At 59.0% G+C, this 16,238-nt stretch carries 14 protein-coding genes; 3 read left to right on the plus strand and 11 right to left on the minus strand.

Annotation, left to right across the window (positions count from 1 at the left end; genetic code table 11):
- Window positions 1-110 precede the first annotated feature (110 nt).
- From KJA79_RS14085 to KJA79_RS14095, 3 genes are all read right to left on the minus strand, one after another.
- The gene (locus KJA79_RS14085) at window positions 111-755 is read right to left on the minus strand and encodes a DUF2238 domain-containing protein (protein WP_213042686.1); all 645 of its coding nucleotides are present in this window, start codon (window positions 753-755) and stop codon (window positions 111-113) included.
- A 10-nt stretch (window positions 756-765) separates the two neighbouring features.
- Entirely contained in the window at window positions 766-1,404 is a 639-nt protein-coding gene (locus KJA79_RS14090; protein ID WP_213042687.1) for a DUF2238 domain-containing protein, read from the minus strand.
- A gap of 204 nt (window positions 1,405-1,608) precedes the next feature.
- The gene (locus KJA79_RS14095; protein WP_213042688.1) at window positions 1,609-2,001 is read right to left on the minus strand and encodes a hypothetical protein; all 393 of its coding nucleotides are present in this window, start codon (window positions 1,999-2,001) and stop codon (window positions 1,609-1,611) included.
- Between the two features lie 299 nt (window positions 2,002-2,300).
- Between KJA79_RS14095 and KJA79_RS14100 the strand changes: the two genes are divergently transcribed.
- A complete protein-coding gene (locus KJA79_RS14100) occupies window positions 2,301-3,029 on the plus strand; it encodes an ATP-binding cassette domain-containing protein (RefSeq protein ID WP_213042689.1) in 729 nt (242 codons plus the stop codon).
- Window positions 3,016-3,951 carry a SufB/SufD family protein gene (locus KJA79_RS14105; RefSeq protein WP_213042690.1) on the plus strand — a complete coding sequence of 312 codons (936 nt, stop codon included), beginning with the start codon at window positions 3,016-3,018 and terminating at the stop codon, window positions 3,949-3,951. The genes KJA79_RS14100 and KJA79_RS14105 overlap by 14 nt, the downstream gene beginning before the upstream one ends.
- A gap of 473 nt (window positions 3,952-4,424) precedes the next feature.
- On the opposite strand, the gene KJA79_RS14110 is transcribed toward KJA79_RS14105, so the two are convergent.
- The 7 genes from KJA79_RS14110 to KJA79_RS14140 all read right to left on the minus strand — a co-directional run bounded on the left by KJA79_RS14110 (window position 4,425) and on the right by KJA79_RS14140 (window position 14,508).
- Window positions 4,425-5,456 (minus strand): polysaccharide deacetylase family protein, encoded by a 1,032-nt coding sequence (locus tag KJA79_RS14110; protein WP_213042691.1) that lies wholly within the window; start codon window positions 5,454-5,456, stop codon window positions 4,425-4,427.
- Window positions 5,457-5,487: 31 nt separating this feature from the next.
- A complete protein-coding gene (locus KJA79_RS14115) occupies window positions 5,488-6,612 on the minus strand; it encodes a GNAT family N-acetyltransferase (RefSeq protein ID WP_213042692.1) in 1,125 nt (374 codons plus the stop codon).
- Window positions 6,609-8,198, minus strand: a complete 1,590-nt coding sequence (xrtW, locus tag KJA79_RS14120; protein ID WP_213042693.1) for an exosortase W — start codon at window positions 8,196-8,198, stop codon at window positions 6,609-6,611. The genes KJA79_RS14115 and xrtW overlap by 4 nt, the downstream gene beginning before the upstream one ends.
- A gap of 40 nt (window positions 8,199-8,238) precedes the next feature.
- Window positions 8,239-10,410, minus strand: a complete 2,172-nt coding sequence (locus KJA79_RS14125) for a tetratricopeptide repeat protein (RefSeq protein ID WP_213042694.1) — start codon at window positions 10,408-10,410, stop codon at window positions 8,239-8,241.
- Between the two features lie 51 nt (window positions 10,411-10,461).
- Window positions 10,462-12,804, minus strand: a complete 2,343-nt coding sequence (locus tag KJA79_RS14130; protein ID WP_213042695.1) for a beta strand repeat-containing protein — start codon at window positions 12,802-12,804, stop codon at window positions 10,462-10,464.
- A gap of 159 nt (window positions 12,805-12,963) precedes the next feature.
- Complete coding sequence (locus KJA79_RS14135; RefSeq protein ID WP_213042696.1) at window positions 12,964-13,629, minus strand: response regulator; 666 nt, start codon at window positions 13,627-13,629, stop codon at window positions 12,964-12,966.
- 480 nt (window positions 13,630-14,109) lie between these two features.
- Entirely contained in the window at window positions 14,110-14,508 is a 399-nt protein-coding gene (locus tag KJA79_RS14140; protein ID WP_213042697.1) for a hypothetical protein, read from the minus strand.
- Window positions 14,509-14,725: 217 nt separating this feature from the next.
- Between KJA79_RS14140 and KJA79_RS14145 the strand changes: the two genes are divergently transcribed.
- Window positions 14,726-15,160: a c-type cytochrome gene (locus KJA79_RS14145; protein ID WP_213042698.1), complete on the plus strand. Its 435-nt coding sequence runs from the start codon at window positions 14,726-14,728 to the stop codon at window positions 15,158-15,160.
- Window positions 15,161-15,235: 75 nt separating this feature from the next.
- On the opposite strand, the gene KJA79_RS14150 is transcribed toward KJA79_RS14145, so the two are convergent.
- On the minus strand, window positions 15,236-16,225 hold the full coding sequence (locus KJA79_RS14150; protein ID WP_213042699.1) for a CapA family protein: 990 nt from the start codon (window positions 16,223-16,225) through the stop codon (window positions 15,236-15,238).
- Window positions 16,226-16,238 lie beyond the last annotated feature (13 nt).

Consider the following 16,238-nt stretch of genomic DNA (forward strand, 5'->3'; position numbering starts at 1 on the left):
CACAGCACGACGGTGTGAAACTGGGGCGAATGGCCGCAGACAGGGCGACCGTCTGCGCCGCGGGCGGGACCGATCCAGATGATGCAGGCGCAGCGAACATAGGGCAATCGCTATGCGGAGTCGAGGGTCCGATTCCTCTCCAACCACACCGTGAGCGCCATGGCCAGCACCGCCCCCCCGAAGGCCGCCGCCATATCCTTCTGCGCATCCCATTCGTCGCCTTGCGTGCCGAGATACATACTGCCCAACTCCGGACTGACGATCATGGCCACGATCGCTTCAACCACTTCGAAAAATCCGCTCTGCGCCAGCACGCCGCTGACCGGCAAAAAATAGGACCATCCTCCACGCAATCCGGCCAAGCGTACGAGCAACTCGCGCAACGGATAGGCCAGCAGCAAACCATAGGCAAAATGGACGAGCCGGTCGAAGGGATTCCGGCTCAATGCCAACACATCCTTGAGCCAAAACCCGAAAGGAACCTCTGAGTACGTGTAATGGGCGCCGATCGCGTGCAGCACCATAAATGCCGCAATGAGGGCGTAGGACGTGAGGGAAAACGGGAACCGCCGATAGGTGAATACCAGAGTCGTGACCAGCCCAACGGCCAGCAGATTTTCGAGCAACCAATCTTGGCGACTGACCGGCGCCACTGCCAACAGAGACCAGAACAACCCATAGGCCAGAAACAGGCCTAACGCGATGCGACGGCGGTCCGCCTCGCTTCTACTCTGCACGCTCTCTACAACATGCATGCCCGACTGGTTATTCCGAGAACGCCGCCTCTGACTCCAGCGCGGTCTCTGCTCCACGCAACGCACGCACGACCAGCAACAGCGTCATCGACAGCAACGCGCCATAAAGCGCCGCGGCCATATCCTTCTGTGCGTCCCAGACATCGCCTTGCGAACCGAGGTAGGTCACCCCCAATTCGGGGTGCACGGCACGAGCCACCCACGACTCGATGATTTCCCAGAGTCCGCTCAATCCCAGAACCGTCATCACGGGAAGGTAATACACCACCCATCCTCGGATGCTCGCACTCAAGCGAAACAACTCTTCCATGGGATAGGCCAGCAGAAAGCCGAAACTGAAATGCACCACCCGATCAAAATGGTTGCGCCCGAGGTGCAGGACTTGATCCAACCAGAGACCAATCGGCACCTCCGCATAGGTGTAATGTACCCCGATCGTGTGCAACGTGAGAAACGCCGTAATCAGCGCATACGAAGTATGCGACAGCGGCAGGAACCGATGCGTCGCGATCAGGAGGACGACGAAGGCGGCCGGCAAAATACTCGCAATCAACCAGAACTGGGGATCGACCGGGGCTTGGGCCATCCACACCGACACCGCCAGATACCACAAGAGCAGTCCGATCGAAACCAGTTTATTCCGACTCACCGAAGATTCTCCTTGTGACAGGGTTCAGGAAGGGCGCCCCTCCGCCTGCAGTGGGGAGAAGCTGACGTTACTCTACTGGATGGTTCTCCTTCCTGCAACCGCCCCCAGGAGCCTGGCGCAGGTCTGGCGACAGGCGATGCCATTGACACTCGGCGATCGGAAGGCGACTGAATCTCCGCGACTGGCCCGGCCGCCGTCCTCACGTTATCGCAAGGGTGTCAGGAAGCACGGGTCCTCAAAATCGTAACAGATCCAACACGACTCATCCTCCGGCGGCTCATCGATATGGACCCAATGACACTTGCCATAAAAGCCCCACCCTCTCGCCTTGCTCAGCCGCTTCTTCGTCGCGGCGCGGAACAGCACCTTCACGCCGTTCACTGTTCTGCCATCCTGTTCCAGGACACGCTGCAGAAACTTCGCCGGGTTGGACGCAAACTCCTGCAGCTGTTTCCCAAACAGCCCCAACGTGATCGTTCCCGTCGAGATCTTAATAGCATTCCCCTTGCGACCGGAAAAATATTGAGTCAACTTGTCCGCCTTGGGATACGTCTCGACAACGTCATACCACGATTGATTCGTCCCTGTTTCCATCATCTGCCTCCTGTTGAAGTGAACGGACTCTGTGCCGCTGAGATTGCTGATGAACGAGGCAAGGGTGATGCCATGAGGGTCCACGTGGAGGCGCTTCAGACTACCCACCCCATGCAGGGCCCCAACGAAGAGGCAGCAAGACCGAGTGGTCTCCCTGTGCGGAGGAACGCCCCAGCGCATCCTCCCGTCCTGCCGCAAAAAGCCACGGCTACGATCTTCAATGACGGCCAAGGACGGAGACTTCGCCTGCATCGTTACGGGCACATACGATGCATGAGCATCTACGTAGTGACTGTCACCTTATGCCGACTCCATTGCTAGACATTCGCGGCCTCACCTGTGAGGTCGCTCACCACCGGATTCTCGATCGACTCGATCTCACCGTGCAGGCCGGTGAAATCCATGCCCTGCTTGGAGCCAACGGTTCCGGCAAGACCACCCTGGCTTATCTCCTCATGGGATGCGACGGCTACCAGGCGAGCGCCGGGCAGGTTCTCTTTCAGGGCGCGGATCTTCTTGCGCTCCCCATGCACGAACGGGCCAGGCTGGGCCTCACGCTCGCCTGGCAGGAACCGGCACGATTCGAAGGCATCACGGTTCGTGAATACGTGAGTCTGGGCAACCGGCGGCAGGATCCGGAACCGGCCTTGGAACGGGTTGGCCTGGACCCGGAGCGCTATCTGACCCGCCGAGTCGACAAGGGACTCAGCGGCGGTGAACGTCACCGGATCGAACTCGCCTCTGTCCTTTCGATGAAACCAACCTTGGCTATCCTCGATGAACCGGCAGCAGGCATCGATATGCTCTCGATCACGCACATCGTCGACGTCATCCGCACGCTCAAGGAGACAGGGGGATCGGTCTTACTGATCACACACCAGGAAGAGGTCGCACTGACCGCCGATCGCGCCTCCCAACTCTGCGCCGGGCGCATCGTCTTTTCCGGCAGCCCTCGGGACACCGTCGATCATTTTCGTGGGCGAAGCTGTGTTCGGTGCGACGGGGAGGTCTGTGGCTATGTCCGACCTTGAGACCCTCAGGCACGCATTGCCGATGGTGGGCGCCGAGCCGTCGATCCTGGACGATACGGGCATCGCCCACGTCGTCGCGCAAGGACATCACATCCTCAGCCGTCGGACGGTCCCGGGCCTGCGCGTTGAACTGGAGGAAACCCCGGACGCCCTTATCGGGCAACTCATCGTTGAAGCGGGCATCACCATCGCTCAGCCGATTCACATGTGCTTCGGCCTGACTCACCCCACGGGGGTGCAGCAAATCACCATCGACGTGCAGCTGCAGGAAGGGGCGCAGGCGCGAGTCCTGTCCCATTGCCTCTTCCCCGTCGCCCAAGCAGCCCAACATCGCATGCAGGCCGTGATGACGATCGGTCCCGGCGCGTCGCTGACCTATACCGAAGGCCACTACCATGGCCTGCACGGGGGCATGCAGGTCCTGCCCCATGCCACGATCACGGTCGGCAAGGGCGCTCGCTATTTCTCCGATTTCTCCCTGCTCTCGGGCTCAGTGGGCCACCTCGACATCGACTATCGCGTCGACGTGGAGGAGGACGGTCTCGCCGAGCTCAACGCGAAGATCCTTGCGCACAAGACCGATCGCATTACGCTGAAAGAAGCGGTCGTTCTCCGAGGCGAACGGGCGCGCAGCCTGATTCGGAGCAGAGTCGTCCTGGAAGACGAGGCGCGCGCGGAAATCACCGGCATCACCGAAGCCCATGCGGCAGGCGCACGCGGCCACGTGGACTGTATGGAAGTCGTGCAAGGGCGGGCTCAGGCGAGCGCAATCCCGATCGTGAAGGTGTGTCACCCGAGCGCCAAGGTCACGCACGAAGCGGCCATTGGCAGCGTGGACAAACAGGCGTTGGAAACGCTCATGGCCAGAGGATTGAGCCCCGAGCAGGCGGTTGAACTGATCGTGAGCGGGATACTTCGGTAGCTCGAACGTCCCACTGGCAGTCGGACAGTCCTGATTAGGCGGAAGGCTCGGCGTGACACTCCGGGTCTTCGATCACTGCTCCGCATTCGAGGCATCGATAACGAGGAGGGTCCTCGTCGTGCTCGGAGCGGATACGATCGATAAGTCGCATGTGCACACAGGTGAGTGTCCGTGTCGTGGTCGGATCGAGTTGAGGACTCTGCATAAGAACCTCCCCGAATCGCAGCGGACCGTCTAGGAGGGGCAATCCCCGGCTGAATTGGGCCAACCCTAACAGATTTCTCTACACTTGCCACTACGAATTTTGCGCAGATTCACGCCAGACATATGACGACACAACCATTCGTGGCATAGAATAGATTCACCGCTACATCTAGATCTTTCAACAACCTCCACACCGACCGACACTTCACCATCACCTTCTCTTGCTGCGCCGCAGGACTCAGCTTCCGCGATATGACGCCGGCAACGCGCTACGAAGAACCAGCGCGGCATGATCTCATCATGACAGGCGAATTCGTCCGCAACTTCCAAGCACTGGAACTTGCGGGTATGGATCGCGCGGCTTCGCTGAGAGAAGAAAACACAATGCCTTCATTGCGGACACAACCCAGCAGACTCTCCAACTTTAGCAGGAAGACTTGCTCATCAACCCTGTTGCGCACGAACGGCCCACAGCCTCCCATGAGTGCAGAGGAATGAAACACAAGATTCAGGACTTCATACCCTTGCCGCCTCATCTGCCGCACGAGTCGAATCATCCTGGCCGGAGTTTCCATTTCCGGCGAGAGCCACACTTTTCGAACCACACGCAATTTTGAGAGCAGCCCGCATACCTTGAACCTGTGAAGCGGGCTCTCCTTGAGCCATCTCACTAAGTTCGCGCAGGCTGGAAACTCGCCGTGGAGGTACCCGATGCTCACCGGGATTTCCGTAAGTACATCGCTCAAGCCCGACACATTGGAAGACTCTTGCGCAAACGTATAGGGATGAGGAAAGATATGCGAGAAATCGGGACCGGACTCCTGATCCCAGGATGTAAAGGGCGTGACGGATGTGTCAATGCGATAGCCAAGCCGGAGAAGGTTCGTGGCGACTGCCGGATCGAACCCCCAACGTCCGCTCCGAAATGCGACGGGCGTCGCGTCGAATGTATGTTGAATGGCTTCGTGCAAACAGTGCAGCTTTTCAAACTGCAGATCCGGCGGCAAGTTATTGAGCATACTATTGAACTTCGTCACCCCCTCCCCATGCGGTGGCGTATTCCATGGATGGCAATGCGCCCCGATCTCACATTCGCCGGCGTCCGACATGCCTCTCAGGATGGCTGCCGCGCGCCCATCCCTGACGACAGGATAGGTCAGGAGGTAGGTCGGCACGATCCCGAATTCGCCGAACACTCTTTGCAGAATGGGAAGGCGGTACACGTTGTTGACCGTCGCATAGCGAATCGGCGTGATGCCCCATTGATCCTCCTCCACATCGACCGTCACCACCAACTTCATAGGCGCACGTCCCTGCATATCTCACGATCCGCTATCTGACCAGTATCTTGATCGCCTGCTTGACGCCCTCACCTAACTTGAGCGCGACAGCACGTGCATGCCGATTGTAGTACCGCACGGTCACCAGGCTTTGACGACCGGTGGACCATTCCAACTTGTACGGTTGTGCCCCCTGTAACAGATCGACGGTCGTCATGCCCTCGCGGATAGCCTGCTCAATGCGGTGATGCAGCAGGAGCAGACCGGGGCTCGCCTTGGGGACGGCTGTCGGATCGAATCCAGGCAGATAAAAGTAGTAGGTCTCCCCATAGACAAACCCGTAAATGGCCGCGATCGGTCGTCCGTCCAGTGTCAGCAGATCGAGGCTGACACGACCCCGTTCGCTCAGGACCTGTACAACCTCTCGGTGAAATCGTCGGGACACGTCATCGGCAAACACCCCTCCATTCGCACGCGTGCCCCATCGCCGCTGGTGGAGGGACACCAAGGATTCAAAGGCAGCATCGATCTCACGAGGACTCGTGATGCGCGCATACTCCATGCGTCCCGCACGTTGAAGGCACTTCGTCTTTCGTTGCAACGTGTACCGTCTGTTTCGGCCCAGGCCGGCGTGATAGGTATCGACGTCGCCCGGCAGCCGAATCACCGGACAGCAGCTCGTGCCCACCACCTCTCCGACCTTGCCTGCTTCGTCGAATAATTCGTTCCACAGATCAAGAGTAGAAGACTCGGCCGCCAGCTCAGACAGCGTGAGCACATCCCACGTTTTACGGGCCTCGCCGAAGAGATACTCATAGAGTCCCCTGAGCACGGCCGGCTTGTGCTGCTCGTTCACAATGAAATCGAGGTAGGACGAACAGACCGTTTCACTACCCAAGAGTCGCAGTTCACGGACCGAGATCAGACCGTAGACGCTCGTCATACGCAGATAAAACGGCGCGATTCCGATCAGCCGCTTGCGGTCGTCGAACACGAATAGAATCTTGAGCTGATTGCCTCTCAGATAATGTTTCGCCCAGTAGTACAGCCATTCCCAGGTGACAAAGAAGCTATGTCCCGGCACGGTACGGAGCAATCGCTCCCATTCACAAGCCAACCCCTTAAATTCCTCCAGAGATGTCACGACCCGAACTGTCAATGCGGCACTCGTCGTCATGGGAAAGACTCTCGCATCAGAGGGAAGGCGGCCGCGGCAAACTCTTCCTGCGCCTTCCAGGGTTCTTCGCTCCCCCCGCTTCGAGGCTCAGCGGACACCAGTACCAGCGCGCCATCAGTCCGCCCACGGAGAAAAGCTTGTTCGATCGTCGCAAGTTTCGCCTGAGTACGACCCGCGTAACTCCTGCCATTGATGTGATACCAAAACACGGCCGGGATGGACCGGCGGCTCTTTTCCAGAACGGTGCGATTCGCCGGGACCACTCCCTCCCCGACCCGCAACGCTATGGCGTTGGCCTTCTCATGAAGCGGAGCAGTTTCCATCCCCACCAGTTCTTTCCCCTGACGTTGCGTGTTCGTATAGGCAACGTACAGATTCACTCTTCGGCCGTCCGGCGCTCGATAGGTCCGCGCAAGGGATTCGTCAGCATCCGGTATGCCCACGAGTGATTCATCGTTCGGCTGGTGGTCGATGACCCACTCGCCGATGACAGTCGGGAATGTTGTCAGCTCTTTCTTCAGTCCTGTTGTCCCGCGATCAAGGGAGTACAGAGCAAGCGTCGCAGTTGCAATGGTGACGCAGGCCAGCCACCAGGCGCGATTCAAGGCCCGACCATGAGAGGCCGGTCCAGACACACTTCCCTTCTCGTCCCTTTGCGACGACGGCGGCGGCGCGGCATATTCCACCTTGCCCAGCAGCCAGGCCCCGACAAACAGAAACCCAAACGCGACCCAATCAACAAACAATCCCTGCAGTATGTGATACGGCCCGTGAAGATCTTTCCCCCCAGCCTGAGCGTAGATCCCCATGACTGCCACGCGCACCCAATTCGCCACGATCGCAATCACGACTGACGACAGCACCAGGGTGATCCGGCTCCACCAAGCCTCCAACGTGAGGGAGGCAAGCGGCAATCCGATGGCCAAGACGGCGATGAGCAATCCAGCCCCGCTACATTCCCGCACCACTTCCAACGTGACAGTGGGAAGGATGATGGAGGTACTGTTCTCCAGCAACACAGGAATGCCGAGCGCCTGCAAGATGGCCACCGACATGTTCGCGGTCAGGAGTTGAAAGGGCCAGACAAGTGGCTCGGTCAAGCCGTCGAGAACAGGCGTCATGAAGACCAAATAGGCCAGCGGAAATGCCAGCACTTTCAGATAGGCATAGCCGCAGAGAAGCAGCACAAGCCCTGCGAGAACCAGAATCAGGGCCAGGCTCCCGGTCGTCATGACACCGGCAACTTCGCTCGCCAAGAGCAAAACTGTCGCGACCACCAGCCAGAGCCATCCTGGCACGAATGCCGGTTCAATGGGGATCTGCCTCAGCGTGGGCCATTGCAGCGAGGCGAGATAGAGGCTGACAAGCGGCACCAGGAATCCATGCGAAAAGCCGTACCGGTTCCACCACAAGTTCCAGAGGTCGCCGAAGATGGGAGCGCAGAGCAGGACGAGGAGAACGCTGAGTCCAATGGTTCGCAACAGGAATGGATAATCGCCGAACCATCTCGCCTTCGCGCGCGCGAAAGGACGCAATGACTCCGAGGCGCTCACGGACTCAGGCGTATTGACGAGCGAGTTTTCCATGACGCGGGCTCTCTATCCTCGGTACCGGACGACTCAGATTCTAGTCTTCGACCTTATTCGCCGCCACCATCCGGGCCGCCCGGTCCGATTCCGGGAAATGGCCGGGAAGCAGCAGGGCCTTCTTCAACTCGGACAGAGCCTCCTCCTGCTTTCCGATCTTCGAGAGCGACATCGCGTGGTGGTACCGCACAGTCGGATGCTGCGGAAGCGCCGCCGAGGCTTCGGCGAGCAGTCGATGGGCATCCTCAAACCGGTTTTTCTTGTAATAGACCCACCCGAGCGTGTCCTGAATACCTGGATTCGATGGAGCCCGATCATGGGCGGCCAGGGCCAACCCCAGCGCATCGTCAAATTCCTGCTGTTCGGTCAGGCTGGCCGCAAGATTGTTGGCAGCCACTGCGTTGTGTCGATCAAGTTGAACGGCTCGTCGATAGTGTGTATTCGCCGGATCGACCCGCCCCTGGGCTGTCAGCACCAGACCCAACGCTGTATGGACCTCAGAATTGGTCTCGTCCCTCTTGAGGGCAGCCTGAAACGCCGACTCCGCCGCAGGCAGCTTACGCTCCGAGAGATACAATTGGCCCAGCTCGTAGTGGACCAGTGCAACATCCGGCGCGAGTTCGACCGCCTTCCGGAAGGCCTTCTCCGCCTGCTCCGTCTTGCGCTGAAAGGCGTACAGCCGCCCCGCGAGTCTCCAGAGGTTCGGATCACGCGAGGCTTTTGAGAGGTACGCCTTAAGAACCGCATCTGCTCGTGGCTCCTGCTTCGACTCCACAAGTGCCACGAGGTAGTCCTGCAGAATGACCAGATCATTTGGCACGTGCGAAAGGGCTTGGGAGAAGAGCTGCGCGGCCTCGGCCGACTGCCCCTGCACTTTTCGGAGAGTTGCCATCTTCACATAGCCAATCGGTTGACCAGGAAGCTGCCTGACGATCGCGCCATACACCTCTTCGGCCTTGGCATAGTTTTTCCCCAAGACGAACGCATCGCCATATAACACGGCAGCTTCCAGGTTGGCAGGGTTCAATCGCAACGCCTGCCACGCCTCTTTTTCCGCCTCAGCCTGCTTTTGTTGCGCAAGATTCAGTTTGGCGAGAGCGAGGTGTGCGGCCTCGTTATCGGGCTGAAGCCGGATTGCCTCGCGGAGTGCTTCTTGTGCAGAATCCACCCGGCCCTGCGCCAAACGGGCCAGCCCCAAATAGAGATAAGGGCCGGAAAGAGCCGCATTCCGGCCAATGGCCTCTTCGAACAGGCCGACTGCTAGGGGCACATCATTCTCCGCTAGCGCGATGCGCCCCTTGAGATAGATGCCGACCGGGTCATGTTCGTCTGCTTCGAGAATGGCGCTCACGAGGGGTTTCGTCTCTGCCACCTGACCAGCGGTGAGCTTCAACTCAGCGAGGGCCTTGCGGGCCTTGTGGGAGTTCATGTCGGCAACGAGACCGGACAACTCGCGCTCGGCCTCGTCCCGTCGACCAAGCGCGGCATAGCGATCCGCGAGCACGAGCCGGACATGCTCCTGATCCGGACTCAGCTCGACCGCCTTGTGAAACTCCTTTCGCCCTTCCTCAGGAGTTCCTGTCGCAAACAGGAAATGCCCCCGCGCAACACGCACATCCGCAGAACTAGGAGCCACCCTAAGCGCTCGGTCGTACCACTCGGCAGCCTGCTTCAGCTCCTGCTGCGCAAAGTAGATGTTCCCGAGAGCGAGAAGTGGCCGCACCATCGTGGGATCGAGCTCGGATGCTTGCTTCAGCAGCCCGATCGCATCCGCGACCCGATCTGCCCCCAGGGCGAGACCAGCACGGAGGAGATAGCCGGCGGGGTGTTGAGGACGCGCAGCGAGGAGGCTCTCAGCGAGCTTCGCGGCTTCGTCGGTTTTACCTGCGGCCAGATAGAAATCGCCGAGGGACCATCGGGCATCGAAATCAGTCGGGTCAAGTTGCACGACCCGACTGAGGGAGGTGAAGATCGTGGAAGGATCGCCCACCTGAGAAGCCGCCTTCGCGAGCTTCCAGTGGATAGAAGGATTATCCGGAGTCGCGCGCGCGGCGTTCTTATATTCGATCACCGCCTCGCGGAACTTCTCCTGCTGAACGTACCCGTCACCGCGGCTTTCGTGTTTGGCGGCTCGTTCTGACGGAGCCTCGGAGCACGAGACCAGGAAGGCACAAAAGCCAATGACATACACACGCAACAGCCATCTAGCCATGGGGATTGATTCAGGCCCTTCCCCCTCAGTTGCACTGCGACAGCGTGACCGTTACAGAGCAGCTCGCTGAGCAGAACAACCTCTTGTCTGCTTCCGCCGCCACCCTACCAGCCCGACGAATCCAGCACCGACTAGCAAGAGAGTACCAGGTTCGGGAGCACCAGAGCCTGGGATTGGTGTCGAGACGACAGCCAGCTGCAAGGTGCCGAGCCCGTCCACAAATCTCACGGACCAATCTAACCCCGAAGCGAGTGTCGGCAACGATAGATTTCGTAGGCCTCCACTAATGGTGCAGCCGGTGCAGGTAAGGATGCCAAAGGTGTTTCCCAAAGACGGCGAAAACCCGTTGAGCAGCCCCACCTTGAGACTGCCGCCCAACGTGACTGCAGCTCCTGTCCCTTGCACCGCGAGCAGACCGTAGGTCACGCCCTGACTCAAGCCTGCCAGGTTGACGCCAAAGGTCCCGCCAAAGCCTTGCGCGTACTGCCCTTTAATGGTGAGCATCCCCAGCCCATTGTTGCCTGGCAGAAGCAGTCCCCCGCTGTTCTGGACCGTTCCCTGAATCGTCCCGGTCCCGGTCAAGGCGCCTGCCTGCAGAGTGACATTGTGCGCAAACGTCCCATTGACGATCGTCTGAGCCGCTGCGGCATTTTGCACATAAGTCCCGGTGCCCGTTACCTGGCCAGCAGCCGCGACTTCGAACGTTCCTGAATTCACGACACCGCCGTGATTGATGACGGCCCCAGGACCGACAACGCCCACCTGAACCGTTCCCGAATTCGCCAGGGTCCCGTGATTGGTGAAGGTCCCCGCATTGATCACCGTGCTGCCCGCGTTGGCGAACGTCCCGCTGTTGACCGTCGTGGAGACGACCGGAACGAATTTGTTGAAGGCCTGGAAATATGTCCCCGTCGTCCCGACGCTCACGAGACCAGCGTTCTCCACCCTGGCACCGCCGACTTGAAACATGCCGTGAATGTGGGTGGTGCCACTGGCTTGCTGGATATATTGCGCAACTGGTGGTGTCCGGTTGGAGAAATTGCCAAACGACGTCCCCTCGCCGATGCGCACCGTACCCGCATTGGTAAAGGTGCCGCTGTTGCTGGTCGCTGCAGACGGGAGTCCGGTGCTATCCCCGCGGGCCTGGAGATACTGCCCCGTCGCCCCCACCGTCATCGCGCCTTCATTCATGACAGACCCGCGGGTGTCAAAGCTGCCATTGATCAGGGTCGTACCGCTCGCTTGTTGCACATACTGACCGGACGGGGATGGGTGGTCAGGCACCACAAAGCTGCTAAATGTAGTACCCTCGCCAATGTGCACCTGACCCGCATTCGTAAAGCTTCCGCCATTACCCGTACCCGTGCCAATAGGTGACGTACCGGCCACCTGACTGTACGACCCCGTGGTGCTGACGGTGATCGCTCCCCCGTTCTGCACTGCGAAGTTATTAATAAAGCTCCCGTCAATTCTCGTCGTCCCACCGGGCGGCGGATGATAGATTCCGCTGCTCGTATTGGTGAAGGTCGCGCCCTCACCGATGCGCACTGTTCCTGTGTTGGTAAAGAAACGGGCGTTTTCGAAAACCCCGGTGTTGATGTTCGTCGTGCCGGCATTGGTAAAGGTGCCGGTGTTAGTGGTGAGGCCAGTGTGGACGGTGTAGACAGACCCCAAAATACCTTGCTGGAGATACTCACCGGTGGCTCCGACCGTAATCGCACCCGCATTGCGCACCGTACCGCCAATGTTTTGAAGTCTCGCGTCGATCTGCGTCGTGCCGGTGGAGGATTGGTCATACGTCGCCGAAGCAGCAAAAACACGAAGCGGGTCGATGATGAAGTCACCGGCAGCGATGTGCACGCGCCCCCTATTCGTAAACGGCGCGTCGGGGGTGATCGTGGTCGGCGTCACGGAGGAACCCAGACTCTGTCGCTGAATATATTCGCCTGTTTCTCCGACGATAATGTGGCCAAGGCTGTGCGTCACGGCGCCTTCATTGACAAAGGTGCCATTGATGCCGATGGAACCTTGTAAGCCGCTATAGAGACCGGACGCCAGGTTATTGAATCGTGATCCTTCCTGTAGGGTGAAGACTCTGTTGTTGAGAAATACGTCGGCATTCGTGATCGTCCCGGCGCTGAAGATCCCTCCGGCGTTTTCAAACCGGCTCGCGTTGGACAGAGAGGCTACCGGCTGAATGTTGATAATGCCCGCATTGGTGAACGGGACGAGATTTTCAGCAGGCGTGGAAGGAGTGATCGTGATCGTGTTGCCGTCGGGATTGGGATTCGGCTCGATCTGAACAGCGCGAAGCTCCCCCGGCACCATTGCCAGTAACGTGAGGATCAAGATACACAGGATACGAACACGAAGAGCAGAACAGGGAGGAATCATGTTCGGCCTCCTTCCAGACTGGCCGTCGGCCTCGGCACTGATCGCAGGCGCAGGAATCGACAAAACGCAGCATGTACCCTACTCTGAATGTGGAATCGGAGAAACTAGGAAGTCTACTTGAGGCCGCGTCCCATGGCGAGACCGGGAAGCCATCACAGATTACAGCCGAACCAAACCTTCAACGATGGCATGTTTTGTGAGGGCGACGGTCGAATGGAGGTTCAGATGGTCCATAATGCGAAATTTATGGAACTCGACGGTCTTCACCGCAATGTTGAGCATACTGGCCACCTCTTTGGTCCCTCGTCCCTCAGCGATCAATTGCAGCACCTCGCGCTGGCGCGGGGTCAGGGAAGACAATGCCGGACTGCTCTTGTTGCCCTGTGACCCATTCGCATGGTTTTTCACCACGTCTTTGGCAATAAGTGGCGTGAGATACCATTGGCCCATCAACACGGCGTGAACGGCCTGAGTTAATTCTGATGGTTGCGAACGCTTGAGGAGATAGGCTGAGGCGCCCGCCTTAAAGGCCTCCGCCACGTGCCAGGAGCTGCCCTGGATACTCAAGAAGACGATCTTACTTTCAGGCACCTTTCTGGCGAGGTGGCGAGCCGCATCCAGGCCGTTGAGCGACGGGAGCAGCACTTCCATCACAATAATGTCAGGTCGCAACCTCTCCGCCTCAACAAGGAGCGCCCGGCCGTCCTCAACACAAGCCACCACTTCACAGTCCGGCTCGAGCAGTTTGCGAATTCCTGCCGCGACAACGGCCTGATCGTCTACGATGATGACCCGAGGCTTTTTCTGTTGATCAGCTTCTGACACCGAGGATCCTTCCGGGACAGCCGATCGATGATCGTGCCCCTGACGCGGAGCCACCTTACTGCAAGTGGGGCCTGGCGTAAGTCGCCACTTATTCTACGTAGCAGCAATTCCACTGCCTGAAACAACCGTCACAGCCAGACAGTGCTTTTTCCCTTTATTGATGCGGCTTGAGTGAATATTAGGCTCATGGAATGCAGGGAGGGCGATCTTTCGCCTGTAGCAAGATTCTTCAGCGAGCAATATCCGTGCTGGGGCAATTTGGGGCACGATGGGTACGTTCAAACAGGGCCAGACGCTCAAATATTCATGAAAATGGACGGCACACCATTCATCAGACAAGGGCTACATCAAGCACAGACAGTCACTAAGCCCGGGCAGAACGCCTTCTCTGGTTGTCTCGACCTCTTGCGTGGAGACATCCCCCCAGCCCCCGCCGGCCAAGACTATTTCGCAGAGTCACACAAGGTGGGCCATCCACATTCAACTTTCCTGTGAACCCGACCGGCGTTGAGACTCTTTCATCGCCGCCGTGATGGCCGTCTTTGCGCGCAGACGTTCGTTCGCCGCCACCGTTCGCGCCAACGCCTCCGACTGCGGCTTACGCTGAAGAGCGGCATCTCGCTGCGATTCTTCCATGGCTGCTGTAATCGCTTCTTTTTTCCGTCTGAGCTTTGCCGCCTCGACGGTTCGAGCCAATGCGGCAGAAACCCTCGGGGCACTCTCCGTCGCTCCTTTGCGTTGGGATGTCTCCATCGCCGCGGTTACATCCTCGTTCTTTCGTCGCTGCTTCGCCGCCGAGGCTTGACGAGCCAACAGGCTGGAGGATCTGTTGCTCTTCTGCGTCTTGCCGGCCTTGGAGATAGCTGTTCGTACTTTCATTGTGTCTAGCCCTCCTCATCGCGACTCGGTTTTGATCCTGCGGCACCAACGCCGCAGGAAAAACATCCAGCATTATATCAAGGCATGCCATAGAGGATGAATGCTGACAGCTCACAGGACGGTGAGCATGTACAAGCTGCATGTACTTCCGCGCCATTGTGTTCCCGATCGCTTCGCGGCATACTGCCGGGAGCCGTCCACCCTGAGGACAGACACCATGCACCTACGCCCGCCGGTTCACAGATTGATGCTGATGACCTTGTTGTTCTCCATCCTGTCCGGCAATGACGCTGGGGCAACCGACGGCACCGCTCTGAAAGGCGATGCCACGCGAGGACAGGCACTCTTCAACGGCAAGGGCATCTGCCACTACTGCCATGGCATCGATGGGGTGATCGACAAGAAGGCGTCCCTCAAACCGGAGACGGCGGCCGCGATCGCCAGGCAGGCGGCAGTGGCGCCGGATCTCCGCAATCGTGCGGCGCAGATCCTGAAGGACAACAAGGCCCGCTTTCGCGTGATCCGGGAGGGCCACCCGGGAAGCGGCATGTTTCCGGATTCGACATTGAATGATCAAGAGATCACGGACATCCTCGCCTATCTGGCAGCGCTCAGGCAGAGCGCGTCGACCCCAAGCAAGAGTCCGTACTGACCATCATCGCCGCTGCATCACGTCGACCGTGCTACTCTCTTCCATCACCAGCGGGCTTTGATTTACGTCTCTTCATCATTCAATCGTCACCGTGCCGACCCCTTCCCGGAACAGGATAGACGTCTCAAATGCCGCGCACTTGGCCTGCATCGTTCGCGCAAGAAAGGTGTACTCCCGTTCATTGGCCCGCCTGACTCGACAATCCTCGATCCGAATCGGATGGAGAAGGACCTGTCTGACACGGTTTCCCTCGACCTCTACGAGAAAGAGGAACGAGAGATCGTTGCGCTCATCCTGGTCGACCATGTAGTCGTCGATGAAGTCGCCGCTGGAATAGAGGATGACCTTTCCTCTGTAGAGTTCGATTCCCTGCGGAGTGTGATTGGAATGCCCCCAGTACAGATCTGCCCCCATGTCGAGAAGCTCGTGAGCCAGCGCCTGCATCGCGCGGGACGGGGCGCCCCAATTGGGACCGACATGCGCACTGACGATCACCAGCTCCGCTTGCCTCCGTGCTGACAAGAGCACCTGTGTCATGCGCGACCGATAGGGTTCCACCAACCCGCGGTCGTTGTATGCGACGTAGTTCACGCCGGGCTTCCTGTTTGTCGCCTCCCACTCCGGCTCATTGTCAGTCAAGGAAACCACGGCGACAGAGGCTTCTGGCAATGCGAAGACGGCCGGGGCAAGCGCCTCCTCCAGCATCGCGCCAGCCCCGGTCCGTTTGATGCCGGCCCGGTCAAGCAAGTTCACGCAATCTAGTAGCGCGTCAGGACCGTAATCCAGCACATGATTGTTCGCAAGCGTCACGCCATCGATCTTGGCCGCCCGCAGAACATCCACCGCGCGAGGGTGGGCACGAAAATGAAAGGCCTTTGTCGCCGGATGCCAGGCCTCTCCCTGGCTACTGATCACACATTCCAGATTGATCAATCGGCAGTCGGCCTTCAGCATCACTGGGAGGATGTCGCCCCAGATGACTTCGGGACGCAGGGACCGATTCCGGATCACGTCTTCATCCACCATTCGTCCCAGCATCACATCGCCGGTCAATGCGAGTCGCATCGGTCTCCCCGCT

The organism is Nitrospira defluvii (assembly GCF_905220995.1).
Taxonomy (GTDB): Bacteria; Nitrospirota; Nitrospiria; order Nitrospirales; family Nitrospiraceae; genus Nitrospira_A; species Nitrospira_A defluvii_C.

Coding starts and splice junctions, on each gene's coding strand:
- KJA79_RS14130 (WP_213042695.1), bottom strand. CDS start 12,804: ATGATTCCTCCCTGTTCTGCTCTTCGTGTTCGTATCCTGTGTATCTTG.
- xrtW (WP_213042693.1), bottom strand. CDS start 8,198: ATGGAAAACTCGCTCGTCAATACGCCTGAGTCCGTGAGCGCCTCGGAG.
- KJA79_RS14100 (WP_213042689.1), top strand. CDS start 2,301: ATGCCGACTCCATTGCTAGACATTCGCGGCCTCACCTGTGAGGTCGCT.
- KJA79_RS14085 (WP_213042686.1), bottom strand. CDS start 755: ATGCATGTTGTAGAGAGCGTGCAGAGTAGAAGCGAGGCGGACCGCCGT.
- KJA79_RS14095 (WP_213042688.1), bottom strand. CDS start 2,001: ATGATGGAAACAGGGACGAATCAATCGTGGTATGACGTTGTCGAGACG.
- KJA79_RS14110 (WP_213042691.1), bottom strand. CDS start 5,456: ATGAAGTTGGTGGTGACGGTCGATGTGGAGGAGGATCAATGGGGCATC.
- KJA79_RS14145 (WP_213042698.1), top strand. CDS start 14,726: ATGCACCTACGCCCGCCGGTTCACAGATTGATGCTGATGACCTTGTTG.
- KJA79_RS14140 (WP_213042697.1), bottom strand. CDS start 14,508: ATGAAAGTACGAACAGCTATCTCCAAGGCCGGCAAGACGCAGAAGAGC.
- KJA79_RS14150 (WP_213042699.1), bottom strand. CDS start 16,225: ATGCGACTCGCATTGACCGGCGATGTGATGCTGGGACGAATGGTGGAT.
- KJA79_RS14105 (WP_213042690.1), top strand. CDS start 3,016: ATGTCCGACCTTGAGACCCTCAGGCACGCATTGCCGATGGTGGGCGCC.
- KJA79_RS14125 (WP_213042694.1), bottom strand. CDS start 10,410: ATGGCTAGATGGCTGTTGCGTGTGTATGTCATTGGCTTTTGTGCCTTC.
- KJA79_RS14115 (WP_213042692.1), bottom strand. CDS start 6,612: ATGACGACGAGTGCCGCATTGACAGTTCGGGTCGTGACATCTCTGGAG.